Source organism: uncultured Vibrio sp. (assembly GCF_947488985.1).
GTDB lineage: Bacteria > Pseudomonadota > Gammaproteobacteria > Enterobacterales > Vibrionaceae > Vibrio.
Map to the genome: position 1 here is coordinate 37,088 of NZ_CANLBV010000006.1, position 24,452 is coordinate 61,539.

The 24,452-nt window shown below is 46.6% G+C and carries 23 protein-coding genes; 22 read left to right on the plus strand and 1 reads right to left on the minus strand.

Annotated elements, in window-relative coordinates; genetic code table 11:
- Positions 1-247: 247 nt before the first annotated feature.
- The 22 genes from Q1A70_RS02415 to ureG all read left to right on the plus strand — a co-directional run bounded on the left by Q1A70_RS02415 (position 248) and on the right by ureG (position 22,778).
- Positions 248-1,390, plus strand: coding sequence for a bifunctional tRNA (adenosine(37)-C2)-methyltransferase TrmG/ribosomal RNA large subunit methyltransferase RlmN (locus tag Q1A70_RS02415; RefSeq protein ID WP_299686642.1), 1,143 nt, complete (start codon positions 248-250; stop codon positions 1,388-1,390).
- Between the two features lie 430 nt (positions 1,391-1,820).
- Positions 1,821-2,756, plus strand: a complete 936-nt coding sequence (gene rodZ / locus Q1A70_RS02420; RefSeq protein WP_299686640.1) for a cytoskeleton protein RodZ — start codon at positions 1,821-1,823, stop codon at positions 2,754-2,756.
- Positions 2,757-2,763: 7 nt separating this feature from the next.
- Complete coding sequence (ispG, locus tag Q1A70_RS02425; RefSeq protein WP_299686638.1) at positions 2,764-3,885, plus strand: flavodoxin-dependent (E)-4-hydroxy-3-methylbut-2-enyl-diphosphate synthase; 1,122 nt, start codon at positions 2,764-2,766, stop codon at positions 3,883-3,885.
- A gap of 70 nt (positions 3,886-3,955) precedes the next feature.
- Positions 3,956-5,224 (plus strand): histidine--tRNA ligase, encoded by a 1,269-nt coding sequence (gene hisS / locus Q1A70_RS02430; protein WP_299686636.1) that lies wholly within the window; start codon positions 3,956-3,958, stop codon positions 5,222-5,224.
- Between the two features lie 79 nt (positions 5,225-5,303).
- The gene (locus Q1A70_RS02435) at positions 5,304-5,918 is read left to right on the plus strand and encodes a YfgM family protein (protein ID WP_299686634.1); all 615 of its coding nucleotides are present in this window, start codon (positions 5,304-5,306) and stop codon (positions 5,916-5,918) included.
- 10 nt (positions 5,919-5,928) lie between these two features.
- The gene (gene bamB, locus Q1A70_RS02440; protein WP_299686632.1) at positions 5,929-7,089 is read left to right on the plus strand and encodes an outer membrane protein assembly factor BamB; all 1,161 of its coding nucleotides are present in this window, start codon (positions 5,929-5,931) and stop codon (positions 7,087-7,089) included.
- Between the two features lie 157 nt (positions 7,090-7,246).
- Positions 7,247-8,728, plus strand: a complete 1,482-nt coding sequence (gene der, locus Q1A70_RS02445; protein ID WP_017629857.1) for a ribosome biogenesis GTPase Der — start codon at positions 7,247-7,249, stop codon at positions 8,726-8,728.
- 131 nt (positions 8,729-8,859) lie between these two features.
- The gene (locus Q1A70_RS02450; RefSeq protein WP_299686630.1) at positions 8,860-9,762 is read left to right on the plus strand and encodes an alanyl-tRNA editing protein; all 903 of its coding nucleotides are present in this window, start codon (positions 8,860-8,862) and stop codon (positions 9,760-9,762) included.
- Positions 9,763-10,189: 427 nt separating this feature from the next.
- Positions 10,190-10,417 (plus strand): zinc ribbon domain-containing protein, encoded by a 228-nt coding sequence (locus Q1A70_RS02455; protein WP_299686628.1) that lies wholly within the window; start codon positions 10,190-10,192, stop codon positions 10,415-10,417.
- A 303-nt stretch (positions 10,418-10,720) separates the two neighbouring features.
- The gene (gene urtA, locus Q1A70_RS02460; RefSeq protein WP_299686626.1) at positions 10,721-12,007 is read left to right on the plus strand and encodes an urea ABC transporter substrate-binding protein; all 1,287 of its coding nucleotides are present in this window, start codon (positions 10,721-10,723) and stop codon (positions 12,005-12,007) included.
- A gap of 160 nt (positions 12,008-12,167) precedes the next feature.
- Positions 12,168-13,796: an urea ABC transporter permease subunit UrtB gene (urtB, locus tag Q1A70_RS02465; RefSeq protein WP_299686624.1), complete on the plus strand. Its 1,629-nt coding sequence runs from the start codon at positions 12,168-12,170 to the stop codon at positions 13,794-13,796.
- 9 nt (positions 13,797-13,805) lie between these two features.
- Positions 13,806-14,972 carry an urea ABC transporter permease subunit UrtC gene (urtC, locus tag Q1A70_RS02470; protein ID WP_299686622.1) on the plus strand — a complete coding sequence of 389 codons (1,167 nt, stop codon included), beginning with the start codon at positions 13,806-13,808 and terminating at the stop codon, positions 14,970-14,972.
- A complete protein-coding gene (urtD, locus tag Q1A70_RS02475; protein WP_299686620.1) occupies positions 14,969-15,811 on the plus strand; it encodes an urea ABC transporter ATP-binding protein UrtD in 843 nt (280 codons plus the stop codon). Before urtC ends, urtD begins: the two co-directional genes overlap by 4 nt.
- A gap of 1 nt (position 15,812) precedes the next feature.
- A complete protein-coding gene (urtE, locus tag Q1A70_RS02480; protein WP_299686618.1) occupies positions 15,813-16,508 on the plus strand; it encodes an urea ABC transporter ATP-binding subunit UrtE in 696 nt (231 codons plus the stop codon).
- Entirely contained in the window at positions 16,505-17,434 is a 930-nt protein-coding gene (locus Q1A70_RS02485; protein WP_299686616.1) for an urease accessory protein UreD, read from the plus strand. Before urtE ends, Q1A70_RS02485 begins: the two co-directional genes overlap by 4 nt.
- Positions 17,435-17,567: 133 nt before the next feature.
- On the plus strand, positions 17,568-17,870 hold the full coding sequence (gene ureA, locus Q1A70_RS02490) for an urease subunit gamma (RefSeq protein ID WP_004735119.1): 303 nt from the start codon (positions 17,568-17,570) through the stop codon (positions 17,868-17,870).
- A gap of 11 nt (positions 17,871-17,881) precedes the next feature.
- Positions 17,882-18,217 carry an urease subunit beta gene (locus Q1A70_RS02495; RefSeq protein ID WP_299686613.1) on the plus strand — a complete coding sequence of 112 codons (336 nt, stop codon included), beginning with the start codon at positions 17,882-17,884 and terminating at the stop codon, positions 18,215-18,217.
- 157 nt (positions 18,218-18,374) lie between these two features.
- A complete protein-coding gene (gene ureC / locus Q1A70_RS02500; protein ID WP_299686611.1) occupies positions 18,375-20,078 on the plus strand; it encodes an urease subunit alpha in 1,704 nt (567 codons plus the stop codon).
- Between the two features lie 127 nt (positions 20,079-20,205).
- Positions 20,206-20,658: an urease accessory protein UreE gene (gene ureE, locus Q1A70_RS02505; protein ID WP_299686609.1), complete on the plus strand. Its 453-nt coding sequence runs from the start codon at positions 20,206-20,208 to the stop codon at positions 20,656-20,658.
- Positions 20,659-20,783: 125 nt separating this feature from the next.
- Positions 20,784-21,374 carry a HupE/UreJ family protein gene (locus tag Q1A70_RS02510; protein WP_299686607.1) on the plus strand — a complete coding sequence of 197 codons (591 nt, stop codon included), beginning with the start codon at positions 20,784-20,786 and terminating at the stop codon, positions 21,372-21,374.
- Between the two features lie 40 nt (positions 21,375-21,414).
- The gene (locus tag Q1A70_RS02515; RefSeq protein ID WP_299686605.1) at positions 21,415-22,095 is read left to right on the plus strand and encodes an urease accessory UreF family protein; all 681 of its coding nucleotides are present in this window, start codon (positions 21,415-21,417) and stop codon (positions 22,093-22,095) included.
- Positions 22,096-22,139: 44 nt separating this feature from the next.
- Positions 22,140-22,778, plus strand: a complete 639-nt coding sequence (gene ureG, locus Q1A70_RS02520) for an urease accessory protein UreG (protein ID WP_299686603.1) — start codon at positions 22,140-22,142, stop codon at positions 22,776-22,778.
- Positions 22,779-22,875: 97 nt separating this feature from the next.
- Here the strand turns inward: ureG and xseA are convergent, their stop codons facing one another.
- Entirely contained in the window at positions 22,876-24,222 is a 1,347-nt protein-coding gene (gene xseA / locus Q1A70_RS02525) for an exodeoxyribonuclease VII large subunit (RefSeq protein WP_299686601.1), read from the minus strand.
- Positions 24,223-24,452 lie beyond the last annotated feature (230 nt).

Genomic DNA, 24,452 nt, shown 5'->3' on the forward strand with positions numbered 1-24,452 from the left:
CAATCTCGTGGTAAGTATTGGTGAGCTGTTGGAGATTATTTACGTCGTTCCCGAGATCACAGAAGGAGCTAAGTCAGGAATCTTTCTTTCAATTGGGGAATATCAGCTCGACAAATAGCTCTGTTCAAACTTTAACCACTGAAGTTTGAATGTCTTAGTAAACACAGGGTCTTACAATACTTGTTGAAGCTGCATAAAGCCTGTACAATTCGCGCCCTTATTTATTGTTCCGTCATTGAGAGGCATCATGACCACAGCTAAAGTCAATCTACTCGATTTTGATCGTAAAGGTCTTCGTAAATTTTTCACAGAAGAGTTGAATGAGAAAGCGTTTCGAGCCGATCAAGTGATGAAGTGGATGTATCACTTCGGTGTCGATGACTTCGAAAAAATGAACAACATCAACAAGAAGTTACGCGAAAAGCTCCAGTACCGCTGTGAGATTGTTGCTCCTGTTGTTTCTGAAGCTCAACACTCTGCCGATGGCACAATTAAATGGGCGATGAGTGTTGGCGATCAAGACGTAGAAACGGTATACATCCCTGATGGTGATCGTGCGACGCTGTGTGTCTCTTCACAGGTCGGTTGTGCGCTTGAATGTAAGTTCTGTTCTACAGCTCAACAAGGCTTTAACCGTAACCTTAAAGTTTCAGAGATTGTTGGCCAAATCTGGCGTGCATCTCGTGAAATTGGTCTAGAGAAAGAAACAGGTCGTCGTCCAATTACCAACGTCGTCATGATGGGTATGGGTGAGCCTCTACTTAACATGAAGAACCTAATGCCATCATTAGAAATCATGCTTGATGATCTAGGTTTCGCATTGTCTAAGCGTCGTGTCACCGTATCGACTTCGGGTGTTGTCTCGGGCCTTGATCAAATGACAGACAACATCGATGTCGCGTTGGCTATTTCTTTGCACGCGCCAAACGATGAACTACGTAGCCAAATCATGCCGATCAACGACCGCTGGGATATCCAAGATTTCTTAGCATCTGTGCGTCGTTACATTGCATCTTCGAATGCTAACCGTGGCAAAGTCACGGTTGAGTATGTGCTATTGGACCATGTTAACGACGATATGGATCATGCACGCGAACTTGGCGAGCTAATGAAAGATACGCCATGTAAGATTAACTTGATTCCATTTAACCCTTACCCGGGTTCGCCTTATAAGAAGCCAAGCAATTCTCGTATTGACCGCTTCCAAAAAACACTAATGGAATATAACTATACAGTAACGGTTCGTAAAACTCGCGGTGACGATATTGATGCCGCTTGCGGCCAGTTAGTCGGTGATGTTATTGACAGAACCAAGCGTACTAAAATGCTGAAAGCCGCTTCTGAAGCGAACCTGGTTGCCGGTGATGTGATTGGAGTAAAAGCGGTATAACCCGCCTTTGAACCTAAACAAGCCAGAAGTTTTACTTCTGGCTTGTTGCATTTTTGGAGCTTAGTTTTTGGACTGCTTCCCCACACTTCCTTACATTTTTCGTCAAATTTTGGACAAAACCATGAGCTGACGGTAAATTTAGTTTAAAGTATTTTTGCCTTGTAACGGCATTAGCTTATGATTAACTAATCTTAGATTAATTTAAGTGCTCGCTTGTTACTGAACATCAATATGTCTAATTAGGTTGGCTACTTGATAAACGCGTTTCCTGAGAACATTATCCATGCACTATGTGTACTGTTCGCCTTTAAGGGTTGATGATTCAAATAACAGGAAAAATTCCACATAAAGTGGGTTGTTATATTGAGCTTAAACGATAATAAAAAACGCTCTCGTCGACCTGCGATACTACTTTAGAAGTTCACTCTCTATGAACAAAGAACACGATACACAAACGCAAGAAACCGTTGTTCCGGCAATGGAAGCGGGAACCTTGCTTAAAAACAAACGAGAATCTCTTGGTTTAACGCAAAAGCAGATCTCAGATCGCCTTAAACTGCGCCTTACTCTGATCCAGCAAATTGAAGAAAACCAATTTGAGTCAGACCAAGTGGCGACGTTTATGCGCGGGTACATCCGCTCATACGCGAAATACGTCAACCTCGATGAAAAACTCGTTTTAAACGCACTTCGTCATTCTGGTGATGCTCAACATCAAGAGCAAGAGATGCTGAGTTTTTCTCGAAAGACAAAAACAGAAAAACACAACAGCCGTATTATGATCCTTACTTGGAGTATATTTGCGGTTATTGCGGGTATCTCTTCCCTTTGGTGGTGGCAAAACCAACAGCAAGACACCTTGTCTCAATCCCTTATCGATAGTGAAAGTTCACAAGAACTGCTTGTCAAAGATTCGCTTAATTCTGAATTCACTTCTCTCGATGTGATTGACGCTGAGCAGAGCGCTGCAGGCTCTTCTGCGATTGAAGGCGAAGTTGAGATGCTTGAAGCTGAAACCTCAGACGGCGCAAGTCAAGTTGATGAGGTGAACACGACGCAAGTCTCTGAGGTTGAAGCGGAGGCTGTTGAATCGGTAGCTGCTCCAGAGATTGTTGAACCTGCAGCCGTAGCGAATGAGCTAGCGATGCAGTTCTCTGCAGATTGCTGGATCCAAGTAAAAGATGCGACGGGTAAAACTCTTGCCACTGGCATTAAAAAAGCGGGTCAGTCGTTAAATCTGTCAGGAACTACACCTTATAAAGTGGTTCTAGGTGCGCCAGAGGGCGTATCAATGACATTTGCAAGTGAACCTGTCGACCTTTCTGGGTATACTTCAGGCAAAGTCGCTAGAATAACCTTACCTTAGAGTTAATATGCAACACGAATCTCCTATTATTCGTCGCAAATCAACCCGTATTTATGTGGGTGATGTGCCGATCGGTGATGGTGCACCTATTGCTGTGCAATCCATGACCAACACAAGAACGACCGATGTAGCTGCAACCGTTGCTCAAATTAGAGCTTTGGAAAAAGTTGGCGCCGATATCGTTCGCGTATCTGTACCAACTATGGACGCCGCTGAAGCCTTTAAGCTTATCAAGCAGCAAGTGTCAGTTCCTTTGGTTGCTGACATTCACTTTGACTACCGTATCGCGCTTAAAGTGGCTGAGTACGGCGTTGACTGCCTGCGTATTAATCCTGGTAACATCGGCAACGAAAGCCGTATCCGCTCAGTTGTTGATTGTGCTCGTGATATGAATATCCCTATTCGTATTGGTGTTAACGGCGGCTCTCTGGAAAAAGAGATCCAAGAGAAATACACAGAGCCGACAGCAGAAGCGCTTGTTGAATCGGCAATGCGTCACGTAGATATCCTAGACCGTCTGAACTTTGATCAATTCAAAGTCAGTGTTAAGGCGTCAGATGTCTTCCTTGCCGTCGGTTCTTACCGTTTGCTGGCGAAGCAGATTGACCAACCTCTTCACCTTGGTATCACCGAAGCTGGTGGTGCTCGCGCTGGTGCGGTTAAGTCGTCTGTAGGGCTTGGTATGCTTCTTTCTGAAGGTATCGGTGATACGTTACGTATCTCACTGGCGGCGGATCCTGTCGAAGAGATCAAAGTCGGCTTTGATATTCTTAAATCTTTGCGCATTCGCTCGCGCGGTATTAACTTCATCGCGTGCCCGAGCTGCTCGCGTCAAGAGTTCGATGTTATCAACACCGTTAACGCCCTTGAAGAACGTTTAGAAGACGTGATTACCCCAATGGATGTCTCTATCATCGGTTGTGTGGTAAACGGCCCAGGTGAAGCGGAAGTGTCTCACTTAGGTTTAGCGGGTAGCGCACGTAAGAGTGCCTTCTATGAAGATGGTAAGCGTCAGAAAGAGCGTTTTGACAATGATGATCTTGTTGACAAGCTTGAAGCCAAGATCCGAGCAAAAGCATCGGTGCTTGATAAAGCAAATCGCATTGATGTAGATAACCTAGAAGATTAATACAACGCGATGGGGTGTGATTGTCTATTTGCACTCACTCCTGGTCGTGAGAAATTACGGAATAAATACTGTGGCTAAAAATATCCAAGCAATTCGAGGCATGAACGACTGCCTTCCAACTCAATCACCACTGTGGCAGAAAGTAGAAAACGCAGTTAAAAATGTGGTGAGTGTATACGGTTACAATGAAGTGCGTATGCCTATCGTTGAAGAAACAAATCTATTTAGCCGTGCAGTGGGTGAAGAGACAGACGTTGTTTCTAAAGAGATGTACACCTTTGACGACCGCAATGGCGATAGCCTAACGTTGCGTCCTGAAGGTACAGCAGGTTGCGTACGCTCATGTATTCAAAACAGCCTTATCAACCGTGATGAGCAGCGCCTATGGTACATGGGTCCAATGTTCCGTCACGAGCGTCCTCAAAAAGGTCGCTACCGTCAATTCCACCAATGTGGTGTTGAGGTGTTTGGCCTAGACGGTCCAGATGTTGACGCAGAACTTATCATGATGACAGCACGTCTATGGAGTGAGCTAGGTATCGATAAGCACGTTCGTCTAGAGCTAAACTCAATCGGTTCTCAAGAAGATCGTGTAAGCTACCGCACTGCGTTAGTGGCTTTCCTTGAGCAGCACATTGATGTGCTTGATGAAGACTGCAAACGTCGCATGCACACTAATCCTCTACGTGTACTTGATACTAAGAACCCGGATGTTCAAGCTATCTTAGGTGATGCACCTCGACTATCTGAATATCTTGGTGAAGAGTCGAAGCAACATTTTGCAGGTTTGTGTGAACTTCTTGACGCAGTTGGTATCGAATACCAAGTTAATGAGCGTTTAGTACGCGGCCTAGATTACTATAACCGCACCGTATTTGAGTGGATCACTGACAGCCTTGGTGCTCAAGGTACAGTATGTGGCGGCGGCCGTTACGATGGTCTTGTTGAGCAACTCGGCGGCAAGGCAACCAATGCCGTTGGCTTCGCAATGGGTCTAGAGCGTCTGGTTCTGATGATGGAAACACTAGAGCTAACAGAAGTTCGCCGTAGCGTTGACGTATATATGGTTGCTGCTGGCGAAGGGACTATGATCGCGGGCATGCAGTTAGCGAATCAACTGCGCGACACCATTGAAGGTGTGCGTGTCATGAACCACTTCGGTGGTGGTAACTTCAAGAAGCAATTCAAACGCGCTGATAGAGTCGGTGCCGTTGTGGCGCTGGTGCTGGGTGAGAACGAAGTAGCGGACAACACTGTAGTACTAAAAGATTTGGTTGGCGGCGTGCAAGAAACCGTGCCTCAAGCGGACGTTGCAGAGAAAGTTGCAGCGCTAATCTAATTAGCCATTGAGCAAACGCTCATCATGAATATTGACGTCAGCATTATGCTGGCGTTTAAAGAATTAAAGAGGACAGGAAGTGGAACTTTACGATAGCGAAGAGCAGCAGGTTGAAGCCATTAAAGATTGGTGGAAAGAGAATGGCAAAGCCGTGATATTTGGTGCCGTGATTGGTTTGGGCGGCCTATTCGGTTGGCGTTATTACCAAGACTCAGTAGTGGAAGCGCGTGAAGCTGCATCCGAAAGCTACACCTCAGTCATTTCAGCTCTGGATGCTAAGGGCGTTGATGCTCAATCTGATATTCAAGCTTTCATCGACGCAAATAAAGACGCAGAGTATTCGGTACTGGCTGCTATGCAACTCGCCAAAGTACAAGTGCAAGCAGGTGAACTTGCAGCGGCGCTTGAACAGCTAGAGTGGGCACAATCAGCAACGAATGACGCGGCACTTGCGCCATTATTGACGTATCGCGTTGCACGCATTAAAGCTGAGCAAGGTGAGTTTGATGGTGCATTGTCTGATCTTGCGACTCTGACCGATGAATCATGGAAAGGCCGTGTTGCCGAGCTGCGTGGTGATATCTCACTGCGTAAGGGTGATACTGACGCAGCATACAGTGCTTATACCGAAGCACAGCAAGCTGTTGATGCCAGCCAAACGCTTCAAATCAAACTTGACGACCTAGCTAAATAAGGCGCTTTGAATGAAGAAGATGTTTCCAAAAGCGGCGTTATGTGCGATTGCTCTTGGCCTGCTAGCTGGCTGTGCAGGTGACGAAGACACCGTAATCATGGCTCCAGTACCAACCGTCAATAGCGAGTTCACTCCGAAGCAGGAATGGGCGGCATCGGTGGGTGATGGTGTTGGTCACTACTTTTCAAAATTAACGCCTGAATTGGCTTACGATAAAGTTTTCGTCGCAAGCCGAGAAGGTATTGTTAAGGCTCTTGATCCTGAAACTGGTAAAGAGTTGTGGAAAGTAGAGCTTAAGAAAGAGGTGCAAGCGCGTTTATCCGGTGGGCTAACAGCTGCTTACGGTAAACTCTTTGTCGGCTCTGAAAATGGCGAAGTGATCGCGTTAGACGAATCAACCGGTGAAGAGCTTTGGCGTGTACCCGTCAACGGTGAGGTGCTTGCATCTCCTGCCACTGAAAATAACATGGTGCTGATTCATACCAGTCGCGGCATGATGATCGCATTAGATCAAGCCAGCGGCGAGCAGAAGTGGACCATTAGCACGGAAGTACCAAGCCTGACATTACGTGGCGACAGCACACCGGTTGCTGTTTCTGGCGGTGTATTTTGGGGCACAGCGAATGGTCGTCTAGCGGCGGCTATCGTTGACCGTGGTCAACTGATTTGGCAGCAACCGATAGGTACACCGAAAGGTGCTACTGAAATTGATCGCTTGGTTGATGTTGATGCATCGCCTGTTGTGCTTGGTAGTACCTTGTACATTGTAGGTATCAATGGTCAATTGGTTGGCATCGATCTTCGTTCTGGTAAGCCTATTTGGAAACGTAACTACTCATCGGCTATCGATTTAGCCAGTGATGGTAGCCGTCTATTCGTGGTAACGGATAAAGACCATCTCGTCGCGGTCGATGCGCGTAGTGGAACGGAATTGTGGAGTACCGCACTTCTTGAGAACCGTTTGCTGACAGCACCTGCTATTATTAATGGTTATGTAGTGGTGGGCGATGCTGAAGGGTATTTGCACTGGTTAGATCGTTCATCAGGTGAATTTGTTGCTCAACAGCTCGTCGACGAAAGCGGCTTTGCGGTTGCGCCAATTGAACTGCCTGAAGGCTACTTAGTGACGACTCGCAATGGCGATGTAAAGAAACTGACGATTAGCCAATAAAGCGTGATATAATTCACATTCGGCTCCTGGTTGGTAACAGCTAGGAGCCGTTTTGTTGTTATAAATTAATAAACCGTGTGGTTATAGGTAAGAGTTTAAACTTGTAAACAAGTGCTTACCTATAACTACATTAAGAGAAGAAATTGTAGAGGTTGTTATGGTACCTGTTGTTGCTCTAGTAGGGCGTCCGAACGTAGGTAAATCTACGTTATTTAACCGATTGACTCGAACTCGTGATGCATTGGTTGCGGATTTCCCTGGCTTAACGCGTGACCGTAAATACGGTCATGCTCATTTTAGCGAGCATGACTTTATTGTTATTGACACTGGCGGTATCGACGGTACCGAAGAAGGTGTTGAAACGAAAATGGCTGAACAGTCGCTAGCGGCGATTGATGAAGCTGATGTCGTTCTATTTATGGTTGATGGCCGCGCGGGTCTAACCCCTTCAGACGTGGCGATTGCTAAGCACTTACGTCAATTAGAAAAGCCTTCAATGCTAGTCGTAAACAAGGTTGATGGTATCGACCCTGATGCAGCAAGTGCCGACTTCTGGCAGCTAGGTGTAGAAGACATGTATCAAATTGCAGCTGCGCACGGTCGTGGTGTAACAGCGCTGATTGATCTTGCTCTTAACCCGTTCGCAGAAGCGCTAAAAGCGGAAAATGGCGAAGTAAGCGATTTAACTGAGTTTGAAGACGAAGAAGAAGAGCAGGTTGAATTTACAGAAGAAGAAGCTGAAGAAGAATTCAAGCGTCTTCAAGATCAACCTATCAAGCTAGCGATCATTGGTCGTCCTAACGTAGGTAAATCAACACTAACTAACCGTATTCTTGGTGAAGAGCGTGTGGTTGTTTACGATATGCCTGGTACGACTCGTGACTCTATCTACATCCCAATGCAGCGTGACGAGCGTGAATACGTTCTAATCGATACTGCGGGTGTTCGTCGTCGTAAGAACATCAACGAAACAGTAGAGAAGTTCTCAGTAGTTAAAACGCTGAAAGCAATTGAAGATGCGAACGTTGTATTGCTGCTTATCGATGCTCGTGAAAACATCTCTGATCAAGATCTAAGCTTGCTAGGCTTTGCGTTGAACGCAGGTCGTTCAATCGTGATTGCAGTAAACAAGTGGGATGGCCTAGATAACGACGTTAAAGAGCGCGTTAAGAAAGAGCTAGACCGCCGTTTAGGTTTCGTTGATTTTGCACGTATTCACTTTATCTCTGCACTTCACGGTACAGGTGTTGGTCACTTGTTCGAGTCTGTTCAAGAAGCTTACAAGTCAGCGACGACTCGTGTTGGTACTTCTGTTCTAACTCGTATTATGAAGATGGCAACTGATGATCACCAACCGCCTATGGTTCGTGGTCGTCGTGTGAAACTGAAATACGCGCACGCGGGTGGTTACAACCCACCGATTATCGTTATCCACGGTAACCAAGTACGTAACTTGCCAGATTCATACAAACGATTCTTGATGAATTACTACCGTCGTTCACTAGAGATCATGGGTACACCAATTCGCATTCAATTCCAGAACAGCGAGAACCCATTTGAAGCTAAGACTAACAAGCTGACAATCTCTCAAGAACGCAAGCGTAAGCGTATGATGAGCATGGTTAAAGGCCGTAAATAGCCCTTTCCAATAGATTTGATACCCGAGCCTGTCTCGGGTATTTTTTTAAGCAAAATTCACGTTAAGCCATAACAATATGCTTTTATCATCATGGCTTAACGAATCAGACTAGATTCCCAGAGAAGAACGATATGACTACTCGCGATTTGAATACATCCGCATCATCAATCACCCCCACTATCACTCAATTTTGTCATCAGGCTTGGCAGCTCAATGCGAAGACGCTGTATGTTGAAAGTGACGACAGCAAAACTTACCTGATCACTGATGTGACGCCTTTCCACCCAGTGAGTCATATTTGGCCTGATCATCCGGCAGACCAAGGCTTTGTCACTGTTGGTGACGTGCAATATCCCGTTAAGGATTGCTTAGTTGGTGCAGTAGAACAATCAACTGGAAAACTTCATATAGCAGGTGATATCCCTGTTAAGCGTGATACGCAAGGGTGGACGTTTGTGGTTGTTCACCAGCTACCCGCATCAGCTTCTATGATTAAGGTTGGCAATGAAGTCGTATTGTCAGTAGATAAAGAGTACCAAGCCAGTTTGAGCCGTGGTCACAGTGCTGGCCACATCGCTTTCCTAGCCTTGAACAAAGTATTAGCCGAAAGTTATTGGCGTAAAGATGCAGATAGAAAAGATCCGCTTGGTAGTTACGATTTCAATAGTTATGCACAAGTGACTAGCTTTGTGACTCCGGAGCTGTGTACCGATAAGTATCGGTTAGGCAAAACCCTCAAAAAGCGTGGCTTGAACGTTGCAGACGTGCTAGCAAACCTTGATGGCATTGAAGCCGAGATCAACCAAATGATTTCAAGCTGGCTAACCGAGTCGACGCCAGTCGCGATGAGACTGGAAGGCGAGGCGTTAACAGACTCTCGTTATTGGGAATGGCAGTTGGATGCCGATACTTTAGTGTCTATTCCCTGTGGTGGAACGCATATTGAGAATACCTCACAGCTTAAAGCATTATCCGTTAAGTTAACTCAGTTAGATGACCAGCATATTGAAATGCTGACCCATGTAATTCGATGATTTAGGCTATAATTTCAAATAACTTGTGCTGTTAATTTGTTTTTTAGATGTCACATTTGAAATAAATAACTATTTAAAATTGAAATGCAGCATATGTAACTTATGCTTTCGGTGTGTGGTGATATAAATATTCTTTTTGGGGTAGATCGCTGATCAAAATAGATAAAGCAAAAGATCAACCTATGATCTTTGATGATGTGCTTGACTTATTCATTGTGTGGCATCGCATCCACGGCTCGATTCCCTAAGATCATTGTTGTTGCTAGAGGGCTGTTTTCGATCTCTCTTGTACTTTGCTATGAGAACCATTCGCCATCATTAAAGGCCCTGATTGAATAAATAGGCTTCTCACAACATGCACCAGATCAAGCAAGCTAAATCTCATCAGTAGTAAATTGTTAAAATAGTCGTCAATTAGGAAGTGCTAATGAGTGAAAATATCTGCCCTAAATGTCAGTCGGAATTGGATTGGGATGGTCAGTATCATTGTAAGAATTGTCGGGTTCACTTTACAAAAGTAGGCTTTTGCCCTGAGTGCTGTAGTCAGTTAGAAAAGCTTCAAGCCTGTGGTTCGGCGAGCTATTTTTGTAACGGTGATTGCAACGAGCTCAAATCTAAGTCGAGGGTTAAGTTCGAGTTTCATCAAACCAACTAGTGCGCTTGATGCGTGATCGATGCGTGGTTTGAACTCTCATCTGTGATGTCTATTGAAGGCCCAACAATATGGTGTTGGGTCTTTTTTGTATCAGTGGTTGGCGGTGTTTCATCTTGGTTCATTCTTATCGTCGCTGCACCAGTATGAAACATAGTTACATGATTGCTATGCACGCTATTGGTGTGAATGGTTTTTAGTTCAATTAATACAATGATTTATAATTTTAATGGTTAATTTTTAAGTTTGGCACTCTTCTTGTAACTCTGTAATTGAATAACAAAAATACAATTATGGAGTACTATCATGAACAAGGTGTTCAATTTATCGCTAGCTGCACTGTGTACAACACTTTCATTTTCTTCTGCATCAGTGCTTGCGGCTGACGAGACCATCAAGGTCGGCGTTCTACATTCACTGTCTGGCACCATGGCGATCAGTGAAACCACGCTAAAAGATACCGTGCTAATGCTCATCGAAGAGCAGAACAAAAAGGGCGGTTTGCTGGGTAAAAAGCTAGAGCCTGTGGTTGTCGACCCTGCATCAAACTGGCCGCTATTTGCAGAAAAAGCGCGTGAGCTGATCGAAAAAGAGAAGGTTGATGTGGTCTTCGGTGGTTGGACATCGGTATCGCGTAAATCGATGCTGCCAGTATTTGAAGAGCTTAACAGCATCCTTTTTTACCCAGTTCAATATGAAGGTGAAGAGTCGTCTAAAAACGTTTTCTACACTGGCGCTGCGCCAAACCAACAAGCGATTCCAGCCGTCGATTATTTGATGGAAGAGCTTGAAGTGGAACGTTGGGTACTAGCAGGCACCGATTACGTTTACCCACGCACGACCAACAAGATCCTTGAAGCCTACCTAAAAGATAAAGGTGTCGCAGAAGAAGACATCATGATCAACTACACGCCATTTGGTCACTCTGATTGGCAGTCTATTGTTTCAGACATCAAAAAGTTCGGTGAAGCGGGTAAGAAAACCGCAGTGGTTTCTACTGTGAACGGCGATGCGAACGTCCCTTTCTACAAAGAGCTAGGCGCTCAAGGCATTTCATCTGAAGACATCCCGGTTATTGCATTCTCTGTTGGTGAAGAAGAACTGTCAGGTATGGATACTGAACCACTGGTTGGTCACCTAGCGGCTTGGAACTACTTCATGAGTGTTGATACCGAAGCCAACGAAGAGTTTGTTGAAACGTGGCAGTCGTTCATCAAGAGTGAAAAGCGTGTCACCAACGATCCAATGGAAGCGCACTATGTTGGTTTCAACATGTGGGCTCAAGCGGTGACCAATGCAGGTACAACCGAGGCTGAAGCGGTGCAAGATGCCTTGATCGGCGTATCTGTGCCTAACCTTTCTGGTGGCTACTCAACCATGCTGCCAAACCACCACATCACTAAGCCCGTCTTGATCGGTGAGATCCAAGACGATGGCCAATTCGATATTGTTTGGGAAACGACAGGTCTGGTTGCGGGTGATGCTTGGTCAAGCTACCTACCTGAATCGGCGAAACTATTTTCTAGCTGGTCTAAACCATTCTCATGTGGTGCGTTTAACGTCGAAACCAAGAAGTGTTCTGGCGGTAACTAGAGCGGTTAGTTAGGAACGCTGAGCCTTCTTATTTAGTAGGAGCGTGCTTTTTGAGAAGCGTGACGAAAAGAAGGCTCTGTTGTTCGACTCAATAATTATTATCCACATATCCATCGAGCAAAAATAACAATATCTAGCGAGATGGACTAAGGAAGTAGGGATGAAAAACGTATTGAACGTATTTAAGGCGCTGTTGCTCATGGCAATCAGCGCTCAATTTGCTTTTGCTGGAATAACGGATGAAGCTAGCTTTACCAAGGCGCTAGTTGGTAAAAAAACATCGGATAAAGAAATTGCTATCAATTGGGTGATTGAGACACAAACGGAAGAGGTGTCGAAACCTATTTTGGATGGTTGGTTAAACGGTAATCTCTATTACTTCAATGACAAACAAAGCGAGCAGTACAAACAGCTCTACCTAATTCAAAGCATTAAAACGGCAACCGAGGCTCAGTCTGTATGGGATGAATCAAGCCTCAGTATCGAGAATGCTAGGCAGTTTAAGAAGGTTCGCGTGAACAACAAACTTCGCGGGATCTTGCGTGGGGAAATTGCCTCGATTGGACTGAACAGCAGTAACCCAGATGTACGTTATAAAGCGGTTCTGGATCTGCTTGGTACCAAAGATTCTGACATTATCGATCGTTTAGCGGTGCTGAGAACCAGTGAATCAGAGGGCAAAGTCGCTGAGTTGATGGACTTGTCGCTTGCCATTTTTACCTCGCTTGATAATAAGGCCGCACCAGAATCGCGAGTGATTGCGATTGAACGACTGGGTGACTTTAAACATTCCGTTGTACTGAAAACGTTAAATCAATTGCTTAATAGTGAGCAAGAACCAAGCATCTTAGCCGCGTCAGAGCGAGCGATGGACGATTATCAGCAAAGCCAAGCGCTGTATTCCGGTATTGAAACCGTGTTCTTCGGTTTGAGCCTAGGCTCTGTATTTGTATTGGCAGGTATTGGTTTGGCGATCACCTTCGGTGTGATGGGTGTGATTAACATGGCGCATGGTGAGCTGATCATGATTGGTGCTTACACCACGTACGTGTTACAGCTGTTGATGCCGAATCACATTGGTGTCGCACTGATCCTGTCGATCCCAGCCGCATTTATTGTTTCTGGTTTGGTGGGGATTGCGATTGAGCGAAGTGTGATTCGTCACCTTTATGGTCGTCCATTGGAGACCTTGCTGGCGACATTCGGTATCAGCTTGATCTTGCAGCAAGCCGTTCGTTCTATTTTCTCTCCACTTAACCGTTCAGTGAGCACTCCGGAGTGGATGTCGGGAGCACTGCAATTAAACCCAATGTTATCGCTCACCTATAACCGCCTTTACATCATTCTATTTTGTGGCTTGGTGTTTATCGGATTATTGATGGTGCTGAAAAAGACACCGCTTGGTTTGCAGGTTCGTGCTGTTTCTCAAAACCGTGGTATGGCTCGTGCGATGGGTATTCGTTCTGAGCGTGTCGATGCGATGACCTTTGGTTTGGGTTCAGGCGTAGCAGGTATTGCTGGCGTCGCACTTTCTCAACTGACTAACGTGGGTCCAAATATGGGGCAGGCGTATATCATCGACTCATTTATGGTGGTGGTATTCGGTGGCGTTGGCAACTTGTGGGGCACACTAGTCGCAGGCCTTAGCCTTGGCATATTCAACAAGATTTTAGAGCCATGGGCGGGTGCGGTGCTCGCCAAGATCCTAGTGCTGGTTTTCATCATTCTATTTATTCAAAAACGCCCACGCGGATTGTTCCCGCAACGTGGTCGTGCGGCTGAAGGTTAAGGATATATCATGCAGTCAAAATCATTTGTACTTTCGGCGATGCGTGGCGACAAGGGTGGGCAACTGACCATCCTCGCCATTCTTGCGGCCGTGATTTTAATCCCATTGGCGAATACCATGCTGCCAAGTGGGCATCCGCTCCATGTTGAGACCTTCACGATCTCACTGATGGGTAAATACCTGAGCTACGCGATGTTGGCGTTGGCGCTCGATCTTGTGTGGGGCTATCTCGGAATATTAAGTCTTGGGCATGGCGCTTTCTTTGCACTTGGTGGCTATGCGATGGGCATGTACTTAATGCGTCAAATTGGCGACCGTGGAGTCTACGGAGATCCTATCCTACCTGATTTTATGGTGTTCCTTGATTGGTCTGCGTTGCCATGGTTTTGGCAGGGCTTCGATCAGTTTTGGTTTGCCTGCTTGATGGTGGTATTAGTACCGGGCGCATTGGCTTACTTGTTTGGTTACCTTGCTTTCCGCTCTCGTGTGTCAGGGGTGTATCTTTCTATTATGACGCAAGCGCTAACTTACGCCTTGATGTTGGCATTTTTCCGCAATGAGATGGGCTTTGGTGGTAACAACGGTCTAACAGATTTCAAAGACATCATAGGGCTGAGTTTACAAAATGATGCGGTTAAGATTGGTCTGTTTGTCGCGACGGGTATCGCACTGATCCTCAGCTACATTGCGTGTCGCATGGTGGTGACGAGCCGTTTAGGTCGTGTCGCATTGGCGATCCGCGATACCGAATCTCGAACCCGGTTTATGGGCTATGACGTCGATGGCATAAAGCTTTGGGTCTTTGTTTTATCTGCAGTTATCGCCGGTATTGCTGGCGCATTATATGTGCCTCAAGTCGGTATTATTAACCCGGGAGAGTTCGCGCCCCTCAACTCGATTGAGATTGTTGCTTGGGTTGCGTTAGGCGGTCGTGCCACTCTGTTTGGGGCCATTGTTGGTGCCTTGATCATCAACTACGCCAAGAGCTGGTTTACGGTTGAATTCCCTGAGGTATGGCTGTTTGCGCTTGGTGGTCTATTCGTTCTCTCGACCATGTACTTCCCTAAAGGCGTGATTGGTTTCGTTGCCGATAAATGGCAACAGTTACGCAAGGGCGTCGACTCGAAAGGGCAAGATAAGGATCAACAGAGTAAAGCCAAGGAGGTGATCGCATGACCCGCTTTAATAAAGTAAAGGAATCGGTGCAGGCGTTTACTCGTCGAGACGAAGTTTTTGATTACCTTAAACCCGATGTGCACCCTGCCATCGATACGCGCCATAATGTGCTGCTGTATGTGGAAGGCGTCAATAAAAGTTTTGATGGTTTCCAAGCAATAAACGATCTGAACCTCTACATCAATGAGGGAGAGCTGCGCTGCATTATTGGCCCTAATGGCGCAGGTAAAACCACCATGATGGACATCATAACGGGTAAAACTAAGCCTGATACTGGTGAAGTATGGCTAGGCTCGAACATCAACTTATTGAAGATGAACGAAGCCGAAATTGCCAATGCAGGTGTCGGGCGTAAATTCCAAAAACCGACCGTGATTGAGTGTTTAACCGTATGGCAGAACCTTGAGTTAGCCATGGCAGGTGACCGCTCAGTATGGGCAACCTTCACTGCCGTGATGAGCGGTGAGCAGAAAGATAAACTCATGTCGGTACTGGAGCTTATTCACCTAAAAGACGAAGCCGCAAACTTGGCGGGTAACCTGTCTCACGGTCAGAAGCAGTGGTTAGAGATCGGTATGCTGCTGATGCAAAACCCTAAGCTATTGCTGGTGGATGAGCCCGTTGCAGGTATGACTCACCAAGAGATGGATCGTACCTCTGAGCTCCTTAACTCACTGGCCGGTAAGCACTCGGTGGTGGTGGTTGAGCATGATATGGATTTTGTTCGCTCCATTGCCAGCCATGTCACCGTGCTGCACCAAGGGCATGTATTAGCTGAAGGCACTATGGATCAAGTGCAAGCTCACCCTAAAGTTAAACAAGTTTATCTCGGAGAATAGGATGTTAGAGGTTAAATCAGTTAATCAATATTACGGTGAGAGCCACACTCTGTGGGATTTGGATATGCATATCCCTGAAGGTAAATGTACGGTATTAATGGGACGAAATGGCGTAGGTAAAACCACGCTGCTGCAGTGCATCATGGGGCTAGTTAAGATTGAAAGCGGTGATATTGCTTTATCCGGTGAGTCGCTTTTGAAAACTGATGCTGAAGAGCGCCCTCGTCAAGGGATCGGTTATGTTCCCCAAGGTCGTCAGATCTTTCCGATGCTCACCGTGCAAGAAAACTTAGAGGTTGGTTTGCCGATCCGTGAGAAGGGAGATCGTAATATCCCCGAGTTTATCTTCGAGATTTTCCCGGTATTAAAAGAGATGCTACATCGCCGTGGTGGTGATTTATCGGGTGGTCAACAGCAGCAACTTGCGATTGGTCGTGCGTTGGTGGTCAATCCAAAGCTATTGATCTTGGATGAGCCGACAGAAGGTATTCAACCCAATATCGTGCAAGAGATTGGCGACATCATTCGAATGCTTAATGAAAAGATGGGACTCACGGTGCTGCTTGTTGAGCAGAAGCTGCCATTTGCCAGAAAAGTTGGGGATCGCTTTTGCATTCTTGACCGTGGTCGTCAGGTCGCAGAAGGTGAAATGGCAGGGCTTGACGAATCTTTGATTAAGGAGTATCTGACGGTATGAGTTGTCTATTGAATACCTCACTAGAGGAAGCCGTATCTCTGAGTGAGACCATCGAGCAAGATATTCGAGACGGTTGGCAAGCAAACTTAAATCTTACCTTCGCCGACCGTGGTGACAAAACCGTATTAAAGAATCGTCAGCAGTCTGGTCCGCTTGCGGTGCAACGCCCCCTATATCCTGATGGGGAAACGTGTCACACCTACTTACTCCATCCCCCCGGTGGCGTAGTAGGGGGAGACACACTCAATATTGAAGCGACCGTAGAAAGCGGTGCTCATACGCTGATCACCACACCCGGTGCGACCAAATTCTATCGTTCTAACAACAAGTACGCTAAGCAAAAGCAAACCCTTCGAGTGAAGAAAGGTGCGCGCTTGGAATGGATGCCACAAGAGAACATTTTTTTCCCCAATGCACACGTTCGTTTAGACACTGAAATTCGCCTTGAAAAGGGTGCACAGTTTTGGGGTTGGGAGGTGCACTGTTTTGGACGGCCTGCACAGAATGAGGGATTTGAGCGTGGTCACCTTGTTGGGAAAACGGAAATCTATCTTGATAATCAAAGGCTTCTGACTGAAGGTTTTAATTTTTATGGTGGCGATAAGTTAATGATAAATATGGGGTTACTTGATTTTTCAATGATGGGTACCTTTTATATCACCTCAAATGAGAAGCAAGATTTAGAGTTGGTACAGAGCTTGCTCTTATCTATTACACAGCAAGCTTCACAGCAATCAGTTACATCAAAAACATCGAGTGAACCCACATTAATATTGGGTGCGACGCAGATAGAAGGATTGATTGTGGTGCGAGCCTTGGGTTATTGGAGTGAAGACATCCTCCAGGCTTTTGGTCGGATATGGCAAGCAACTCGCTCTCATTTATGTGGTACGACTCCTGATTTGCCAAGGATTTGGGCGACTTAGCGATTAGCCCTATTTGTACCGAGGGCGACTTCCGGCTCTCGGTACATTTTTTCAAGCTTGCTGTGATTGAATCCCACTTACTGCTCATGCGTTTCTGAGCAATAAGAAAACAACACTAACAGCGGGCGGCTAAATGGAATTAACACCAAGAGAAAAAGATAAGCTACTTATCTTCTGCGCAGGAATGCTGGCACAGCAGCGCAAACAAAAAGGCTTAAAACTCAACTACCCAGAATCTATTGCGCTGATCAGCAGTGCCATTCTTGAGGGGGCCCGTGAGGGTAAAACCGTTTCGGAATTGATGGATTTTGGACGAACACTGCTTACCGTCGATGACGTTATGGAGGGGATCCCTTCCATGATCCCAGATGTACAAGTCGAAGCTACTTTTCCTGATGGCACCAAGTTGGTGACCGTTCATGAACCTATCGTGTAGGGAGAAGAAATATGGCTGGTTCCACCAAACAATATTCAGGCTTAGTTCCCGGAAAAGTAGAAACCGCAGCGGGACACATCACCCTAAATGAAGGCCGTGATACGACATCCGTTAAGGTCCAAAACATTGGCGATCGTCCTATCCAGATCGGCTCCCATTATCACTTCTATGAAGCAAACCCTTCGTTGATCTTTGATCGAGAAGCCACCAAAGGCTTCCGACTCAATATTCCGGCAGGTACCGCAACTCGATTCGAGCCGGGACAATCGCGCAGCGTTGAGTTAGTGCGTTATGCGGGCAAGCTAGAGATCTATGGCTTTCAAGGGAAAGTGATGGGCAAGCTTTAGGATCATCAAGGAGGACTGTTGCATTTGAAGGCTTTTTCTTGCACGTAACTTTTTTGCACGTCATTGCCTTATAGGTACAGCCTCATAATGCACAACGCCTCACTCACAGCATGAATTCTAGATAAGACAAATAACAAAAACAGACAAAGGATTGAACATGGCGACGATATCCAGACAGGCTTACGCCGAAATGTTTGGGCCAACAGTCGGAGACCGAGTGCGTCTTGCCGACACCGATTTATGGCTAGAAGTGGAAAAAGATTACACCGTGTACGGTGACGAAGTGAAGTTCGGCGGAGGTAAAGTGATCCGTGATGGGCAAGGGCAAAGTCAACGTCCTAGTGCCGAAACACCAGATTTGGTGATCACCAACGCCATCGTGTTGGATTACTGGGGCATCGTCAAAGCCGATGTCGCGATCAAAAATGGTCGAGTTCAGGCATTGGGTAAAGCAGGTAACCCGGACGTTCAACCGGGCGTCGATATTGTGATTGGCCCGGGCACCGAAATATTAGCGGGTGAAGGCTCTATCTTGACCGCAGGTGGCATCGATTCACATATCCATTTTATCTGCCCGCAACAGATTGAAGAGGCGCTAGCATCAGGGGTAACCACCATGATTGGCGGTGGCACAGGGCCAAACACCGGCACCAACGCGACCACGTGTACGCCAGGGCCTTGGAACATGCACCGCATGCTAGAGTCGCTTGACCAATTTCCGATGAACTTTGGCCTGTTAGGCAAGGGGAATGCAAGTCAACCTGAAGCACTGCGTGAACAAGTCGCTGCTGGCGCAGTGGGTTTGAAGCTGCACGAAGATTGGGGAACTACTCCCGCTTCAATCGATACCTGTTTGACTGTTGCCGATGAGATGGACGTACAGGTTGCGATTCATACCGACACCTTGAATGAGTCTGGTTTTGTAGAGTCAACATTTGGCGCAATCGGTGATCGTGTCATTCATACCTACCACACCGAAGGGGCGGGTGGCGGTCATGCTCCGGATATTATTCGCGCTGCAGGCGAGCCAAACGTTTTACCTTCTTCGACCAACCCAACCCGACCTTACACCATCAATACCGTCGATGAGCATTTGGATATGTTAATGGTGTGTCACCACCTTTCCCCGTCTATTGCTGAAGATGTCGCGTTTGCGGAATCTCGTATTCGTCGTGAAACCATTGCCGCTGAAGATATTCTTCATGACTTAGGTGCGTTCTCGATGATTGCCTCCGATTCACAAGCCATGGGCCGTGTCGGTGAGGTGGTGACGCGAACTTGGCAAACCGCGCATAAGATGAAGGTGCAACGTGGCAGCCTAAAAGAAGACTCAGACTACAGCGATAACTTCCGCTTAAGACGCTATGTCGCTAAGTACACCATCAATCCAGCGATCACTCATGGTATGTCTCATGAGATCGGTTCTATTGAAACGGGCAAGCTGGCGGATTTAGTCCTGTGGAAGCCCGCTTTCTTTGGCGTTAAACCTAGCGTGATTTTGAAGGGCGGTATGATCGCTATGGCACCAATGGGTGACCCAAACGCGTCGATCCCAACACCTCAGCCTGTTCATTACCGCTCGATGTTTGGTAGCTATGGCAAAGCGTGTCAGAACACCTCGATGTTGTTTGTATCCAAAGAAGCCAAAGCACAGAACATCGATAAGCAATTGGGTTTGCAGAGTTTGATTGGTGTGGTGAGTAACTGTCGAAATATCAGCAAAGCCGACATGAAATTGAACGATTGGATGCCAAAAATTGAAGTCGATTCACAGACGTATCAAGTACGCGCCGATGGCGAGCTGTTGACCTGTGAGCCAGCCAAAGAGTTACCAATGGCGCAGCGCTACTTCTTATTTTAGCACTTAGCTGAGGGCGCCTATTTTAACCTTTGGCTCAGAGCTCTTATTTTGCGGTTCCAGTTAAGAGCTTTGATTTAACAAACTTATTTAGAACGTTATAAATCTCCGAGGAGATTGAGGTAATAGCATGATTGAACTGACTCAACTGAATACTCAAATACATAATGCACCGGACGGTTACTTGAGCCTGCCGATTGATAGCCGTATCAAAAGCCGCCTTAAGGTGACGCTGGATGACGGTCGCAATGCTGGTCTATTTCTACCAAGAGGTCATATCTTGCGTGGCGGCGAACAGCTTTCAAGCGAATGTGGCCTTGTCGTAGAAGTGAAAGCGGCACCAGAAACCGTGTCGACGATTTACTGCGAAGACCCACATTTGTTAACGCGAGTGGCATATCACCTTGGCAACCGTCATGTTCCGTTGCAAGTGGAAGCGGGCTGGGTTCGTTATCAACATGACCATGTGCTGGATGAAATGGTGGAGGGCCTAGGTGCTAAAGTGACCACCGAAACCCAACCTTTTGAACCGGAAGGTGGCGCGTATGGTGGCCGTTCGGGTGGGCATCATCACCATCATTAATCTCTGAGTGCCATTGGAAAGGGCTAAATTAAGCCCAGTAAATGCTCGCAACATATTCGAATAACAACACTTTCTCTGAAAAATCCTCTTAGAAAAGAGATAGAAATTAACGCAAGGAACTCACGATGAAATTTAAAACAGCGTCTTTAACAACGGCCTCTTTAACAATAGCTTCTTTAACAACATCAATGATGGCACAGGCACACCCAGGGCACGGGGCTCATGATTCTCATTCATTTATGTCTGGTGTCACTCACCCAGTAACGGGCATGGATCACTTGATCATGTTGATCGCATTCGGCTTATTAATCGGGGCTCTTTCGGTTTCATCAAAGGTCAAAGCGACTTTGATTGGTGGCGGACTGGCGTCTTTGGTTGTCGGGCTTATCGCAGGCCAAGCTTTGGGTTTTTCAATGATCGTTGAACCTGCAATCATCGCTTCTCTATTCGTGGTCAGCCTATGCTTATGGCACGTATTCTCACCATCCACTCAGCGCGTAAATAGCGTTGTGGCGGCTTCAATCGGTATGTTGTTTTTCCATGGTTACGCACACGGTGTGGAAGCTGCGAGCAGCCTTACTCAGTTTGCGGCAGGTATGAGCATCAGCGCCTTGGCGTTAATGGTGATTGGAACTGTAGTTGGACGTGCGGTTTACTCTAAATGGATGTCGGTTGGCGTGGCTTCGGCAAGTGCTCTATTAGTACTGGGCGCGTAAGTTCTGATCTTTTTAGATTCTGAAGAGTGAGGGCATAATCATGACCACAACAGAAAATGTTGCCATCTACCGTCTGTTTCAATTGATAAGCCCATCATTGCCAATTGGCGGCTTTACCTACTCGCAAGGCCTAGAGTTGGCGGTAGAAGCTGGTTGGGTGACGGATCGCCACAGCATGGAACAGTGGCTCAATACCATCGTTAGTTCTAGTGTCGCCACCTTGGAATTACCGATTTTGGAGCGTCTTTATCACGCCCTAGAAAAAGGTGAGCTCGATGAGCTTGAGCATTGGTGTAACTACCTGTACTCAAGCCGTGAAACCAGTGAATTAAGAGCGGAAGAGAAGCAACGAGGACTGGCATTGAACACCTTGCTGAAGCGCTTAGATATCGATATATCGCTGGTGGATTCAATTAATAGTCATACTAATCAATTATTAGGTCTGTGCATGGCTGCGCTGCATTGGAATATTGATTTAGAAAGCCTCAAACAAGGCTACTTATGGAGCTGGCTGGAAAATATCGTTACCGCAGGCGTGAAGCTGGTGCCTTTAGGCCAAACCGATGGTCAACTGGCACTGATCAACATCACCAATACCTTTCCAGAGGTGATTGAAAAATCGCGCTCGATAGAAGATTGGATGGTCGGTAGCTTTTCGCCATCAATGGCCTTAGCCAGTTCACTGCACGAAACACAATATACACGACTATTTCGTTCGTAGCGCTAAGCCGAACGATGTAGCAAAAAGAATACAAGGAAAAAATAATGGAAACTTATAAGCAACCCCTTCGAATTGGCATTGGCGGCCCTGTTGGATCAGGTAAAACAGCGTTGTTAGAGGTGCTGTGTAAAGCCATTCGCGACAAGCTAAACATTGCCGTGGTAACCAACGATATCTACACCCAAGAAGATGCAAAAATTCTAACACGAGCCGAAGCGTTGGAGCCGGACCGCATCATTGGTGTGGAAACGGGTGGCTGCCCGCATACCGCAATTCGTGAAGATGCATCGATGAACCTAGCTGCAGTAGAAGAGCTTGCAAAGCTACACAAGAATCTGGATGTGGTGTTTGTTGAGAGTGGTGGTGACAACCTCAGTGCAACGTTTAGCCCAGAACTTGCCGACCTCACTATCTACGTGATTGATGTGGCGGAAGGGGAAAAGATCCCACGTAAAGGCGGCCCGGGTATTACGCGTTCGGATCTATTGGTTATCAACAAGATCGACTTAGCGCCGTATGTGGGGGCATCGCTTGAGGTTATGGAGCAAGACACGCAACGCATGCGACCAACTAAGCCATATGTGTTTACTAACCTCAAAGAGAGCCAAGGCTTAGATTTTATCATCAACTTTATTGTGACCGAAGGAATGCTGACGATGAAGGAGCCTGCTGCTACCGAATAGCATGGGATCCTATTAGCTTCTTTCAAAGCCGTTTGATACAAAAAGCCCTGTCGATAATTCGATGGGGCTTTCGAGTTTTTAAGAGTGTTGGTCGAATCTAGAGCGAGTTTTCAGCGACTCTGGCCGTGACTTGCGATTCAATCACACCGTCCTCAACCTGAGTGGTGATCACTTCACCGACTTCGACATCGCTGATGGATGATACCGTGTTGCTCGATGCTGAATGAGTAATGCTGTAGCCACGCTTGAGGGTTGCCAATGGACTGACGGTTTCTAGCTTCTCGGCGGCCATGGCGAGCTGGTGGCGAGTGGTTAGCAATGTTTTATCCATCGCATCCAATAGCTTCTGTTCAGAGCGCTGCAAATGCAGCTTTTGTTCACCAAGGCGTTTCACTGGCGAGTTCAATTGAAGTTGGTGCTGCTTACGCTCAACACGCTGTGCATGCTGCTTTAGGAATTGAGTCATAGCACGACGCAAGCGCATATCGAGATCATCCAGTTGCTGACTCTGTTTTTGCAGTTGATAGCTAGGGTGCTGTTTCTCTAAGCGGTATTTCAACGTCTGAATGGATTGTGCCTGTTTGATTAACCGATGACGAATCGCACTGACTAAGCGAGCGCGTTTAGAGATAAATGTTTGTTCTTTATGGCTGTTATCACGACTGACGAGTTCGGCTGCCGCTGATGGCGTAGGGGCGCGCATATCGGCGACGAAATCGGCGATAGTGACGTCCACTTCATGGCCAACGGCGCTGATAATCGGGATCTGGCTAGCTGCAATGGTGCGAGCAACGATCTCATGATTGAAGCACCATAAGTCCTCTAATGAACCGCCGCCACGGCCCACAATCAACACATCACAGTCGTTGCGTTCATTAGCTCGTCCAATCGCTTGAGCGATCTGAATCGCGGCTTCTTCGCCTTGAACCATAGTCGGGTAAACCACAACCGGCAATGAAGGATCGCGCCTTTTCAGTACATCAAGGATATCAAACAGTGCCGCGCCTGTTTTTGAGGTGATGACACCGACGCGTTGCGGGTGCTCAGGAAGAGATTGTTTACTTGATTGAGCAAACAGTCCTTCTGCGGCAAGGTTCATCTTCAGTTTTTCAAACTCTTGCTGAAGCTTACCATCGCCCTCCTGCTGCATGCTTTCGATGATCAGTTGATAGTCGCCACGCGGCTCATAGAGAGACAAGCGCGCCTTAACCAGCACTTGATTACCGTTTTGGGGCTTAAAAGTGACACGACGGTTGTTGCCACGAAACATCGCACATTTAACTTGAGCGCGAGAGTCTTTCAGTGTCAGATACCAGTGACCAGAGACAGGTGCAGAAAAGTTTGAGATTTCACCAACCAGCCAGACAATCCCCATTTCACTTTCTAATAGGAGACGAACCTCTGAGTTAAGGCGAGAAACAGTAAAGATGTTGGGATTGGTCATAGAGGCGCTATCTTTCCTTGCTGGAAGGTCTTTCTTTTTGATTCTCACCGGACGTGAGTATGGAGGATAGCGACAACATAATACATATCAAGGGGGTAAATGCAAATTAAATATTTAAAAATGTGTGGCCAACCGATTGCGCTGCGCGTATAATCTCTCTGCAATATCAAATCCAAATTACTTTATTATGCGAAACGATAAAGTTGGATTTATTCCTTTTAACACCTTTG

Coding starts and splice junctions, on each gene's coding strand:
- Q1A70_RS02415 (WP_299686642.1), top strand. CDS start 248: ATGACCACAGCTAAAGTCAATCTACTCGATTTTGATCGTAAAGGTCTT.
- rodZ (WP_299686640.1), top strand. CDS start 1,821: ATGAACAAAGAACACGATACACAAACGCAAGAAACCGTTGTTCCGGCA.
- ispG (WP_299686638.1), top strand. CDS start 2,764: ATGCAACACGAATCTCCTATTATTCGTCGCAAATCAACCCGTATTTAT.
- bamB (WP_299686632.1), top strand. CDS start 5,929: ATGAAGAAGATGTTTCCAAAAGCGGCGTTATGTGCGATTGCTCTTGGC.
- der (WP_017629857.1), top strand. CDS start 7,247: ATGGTACCTGTTGTTGCTCTAGTAGGGCGTCCGAACGTAGGTAAATCT.
- Q1A70_RS02450 (WP_299686630.1), top strand. CDS start 8,860: ATGACTACTCGCGATTTGAATACATCCGCATCATCAATCACCCCCACT.
- Q1A70_RS02455 (WP_299686628.1), top strand. CDS start 10,190: ATGAGTGAAAATATCTGCCCTAAATGTCAGTCGGAATTGGATTGGGAT.
- urtA (WP_299686626.1), top strand. CDS start 10,721: ATGAACAAGGTGTTCAATTTATCGCTAGCTGCACTGTGTACAACACTT.
- urtB (WP_299686624.1), top strand. CDS start 12,168: ATGAAAAACGTATTGAACGTATTTAAGGCGCTGTTGCTCATGGCAATC.
- urtC (WP_299686622.1), top strand. CDS start 13,806: ATGCAGTCAAAATCATTTGTACTTTCGGCGATGCGTGGCGACAAGGGT.
- urtD (WP_299686620.1), top strand. CDS start 14,969: ATGACCCGCTTTAATAAAGTAAAGGAATCGGTGCAGGCGTTTACTCGT.
- urtE (WP_299686618.1), top strand. CDS start 15,813: ATGTTAGAGGTTAAATCAGTTAATCAATATTACGGTGAGAGCCACACT.
- Q1A70_RS02485 (WP_299686616.1), top strand. CDS start 16,505: ATGAGTTGTCTATTGAATACCTCACTAGAGGAAGCCGTATCTCTGAGT.
- ureA (WP_004735119.1), top strand. CDS start 17,568: ATGGAATTAACACCAAGAGAAAAAGATAAGCTACTTATCTTCTGCGCA.
- Q1A70_RS02495 (WP_299686613.1), top strand. CDS start 17,882: ATGGCTGGTTCCACCAAACAATATTCAGGCTTAGTTCCCGGAAAAGTA.
- ureC (WP_299686611.1), top strand. CDS start 18,375: ATGGCGACGATATCCAGACAGGCTTACGCCGAAATGTTTGGGCCAACA.
- ureE (WP_299686609.1), top strand. CDS start 20,206: ATGATTGAACTGACTCAACTGAATACTCAAATACATAATGCACCGGAC.
- Q1A70_RS02510 (WP_299686607.1), top strand. CDS start 20,784: ATGAAATTTAAAACAGCGTCTTTAACAACGGCCTCTTTAACAATAGCT.
- Q1A70_RS02515 (WP_299686605.1), top strand. CDS start 21,415: ATGACCACAACAGAAAATGTTGCCATCTACCGTCTGTTTCAATTGATA.
- ureG (WP_299686603.1), top strand. CDS start 22,140: ATGGAAACTTATAAGCAACCCCTTCGAATTGGCATTGGCGGCCCTGTT.
- xseA (WP_299686601.1), bottom strand. CDS start 24,222: ATGACCAATCCCAACATCTTTACTGTTTCTCGCCTTAACTCAGAGGTT.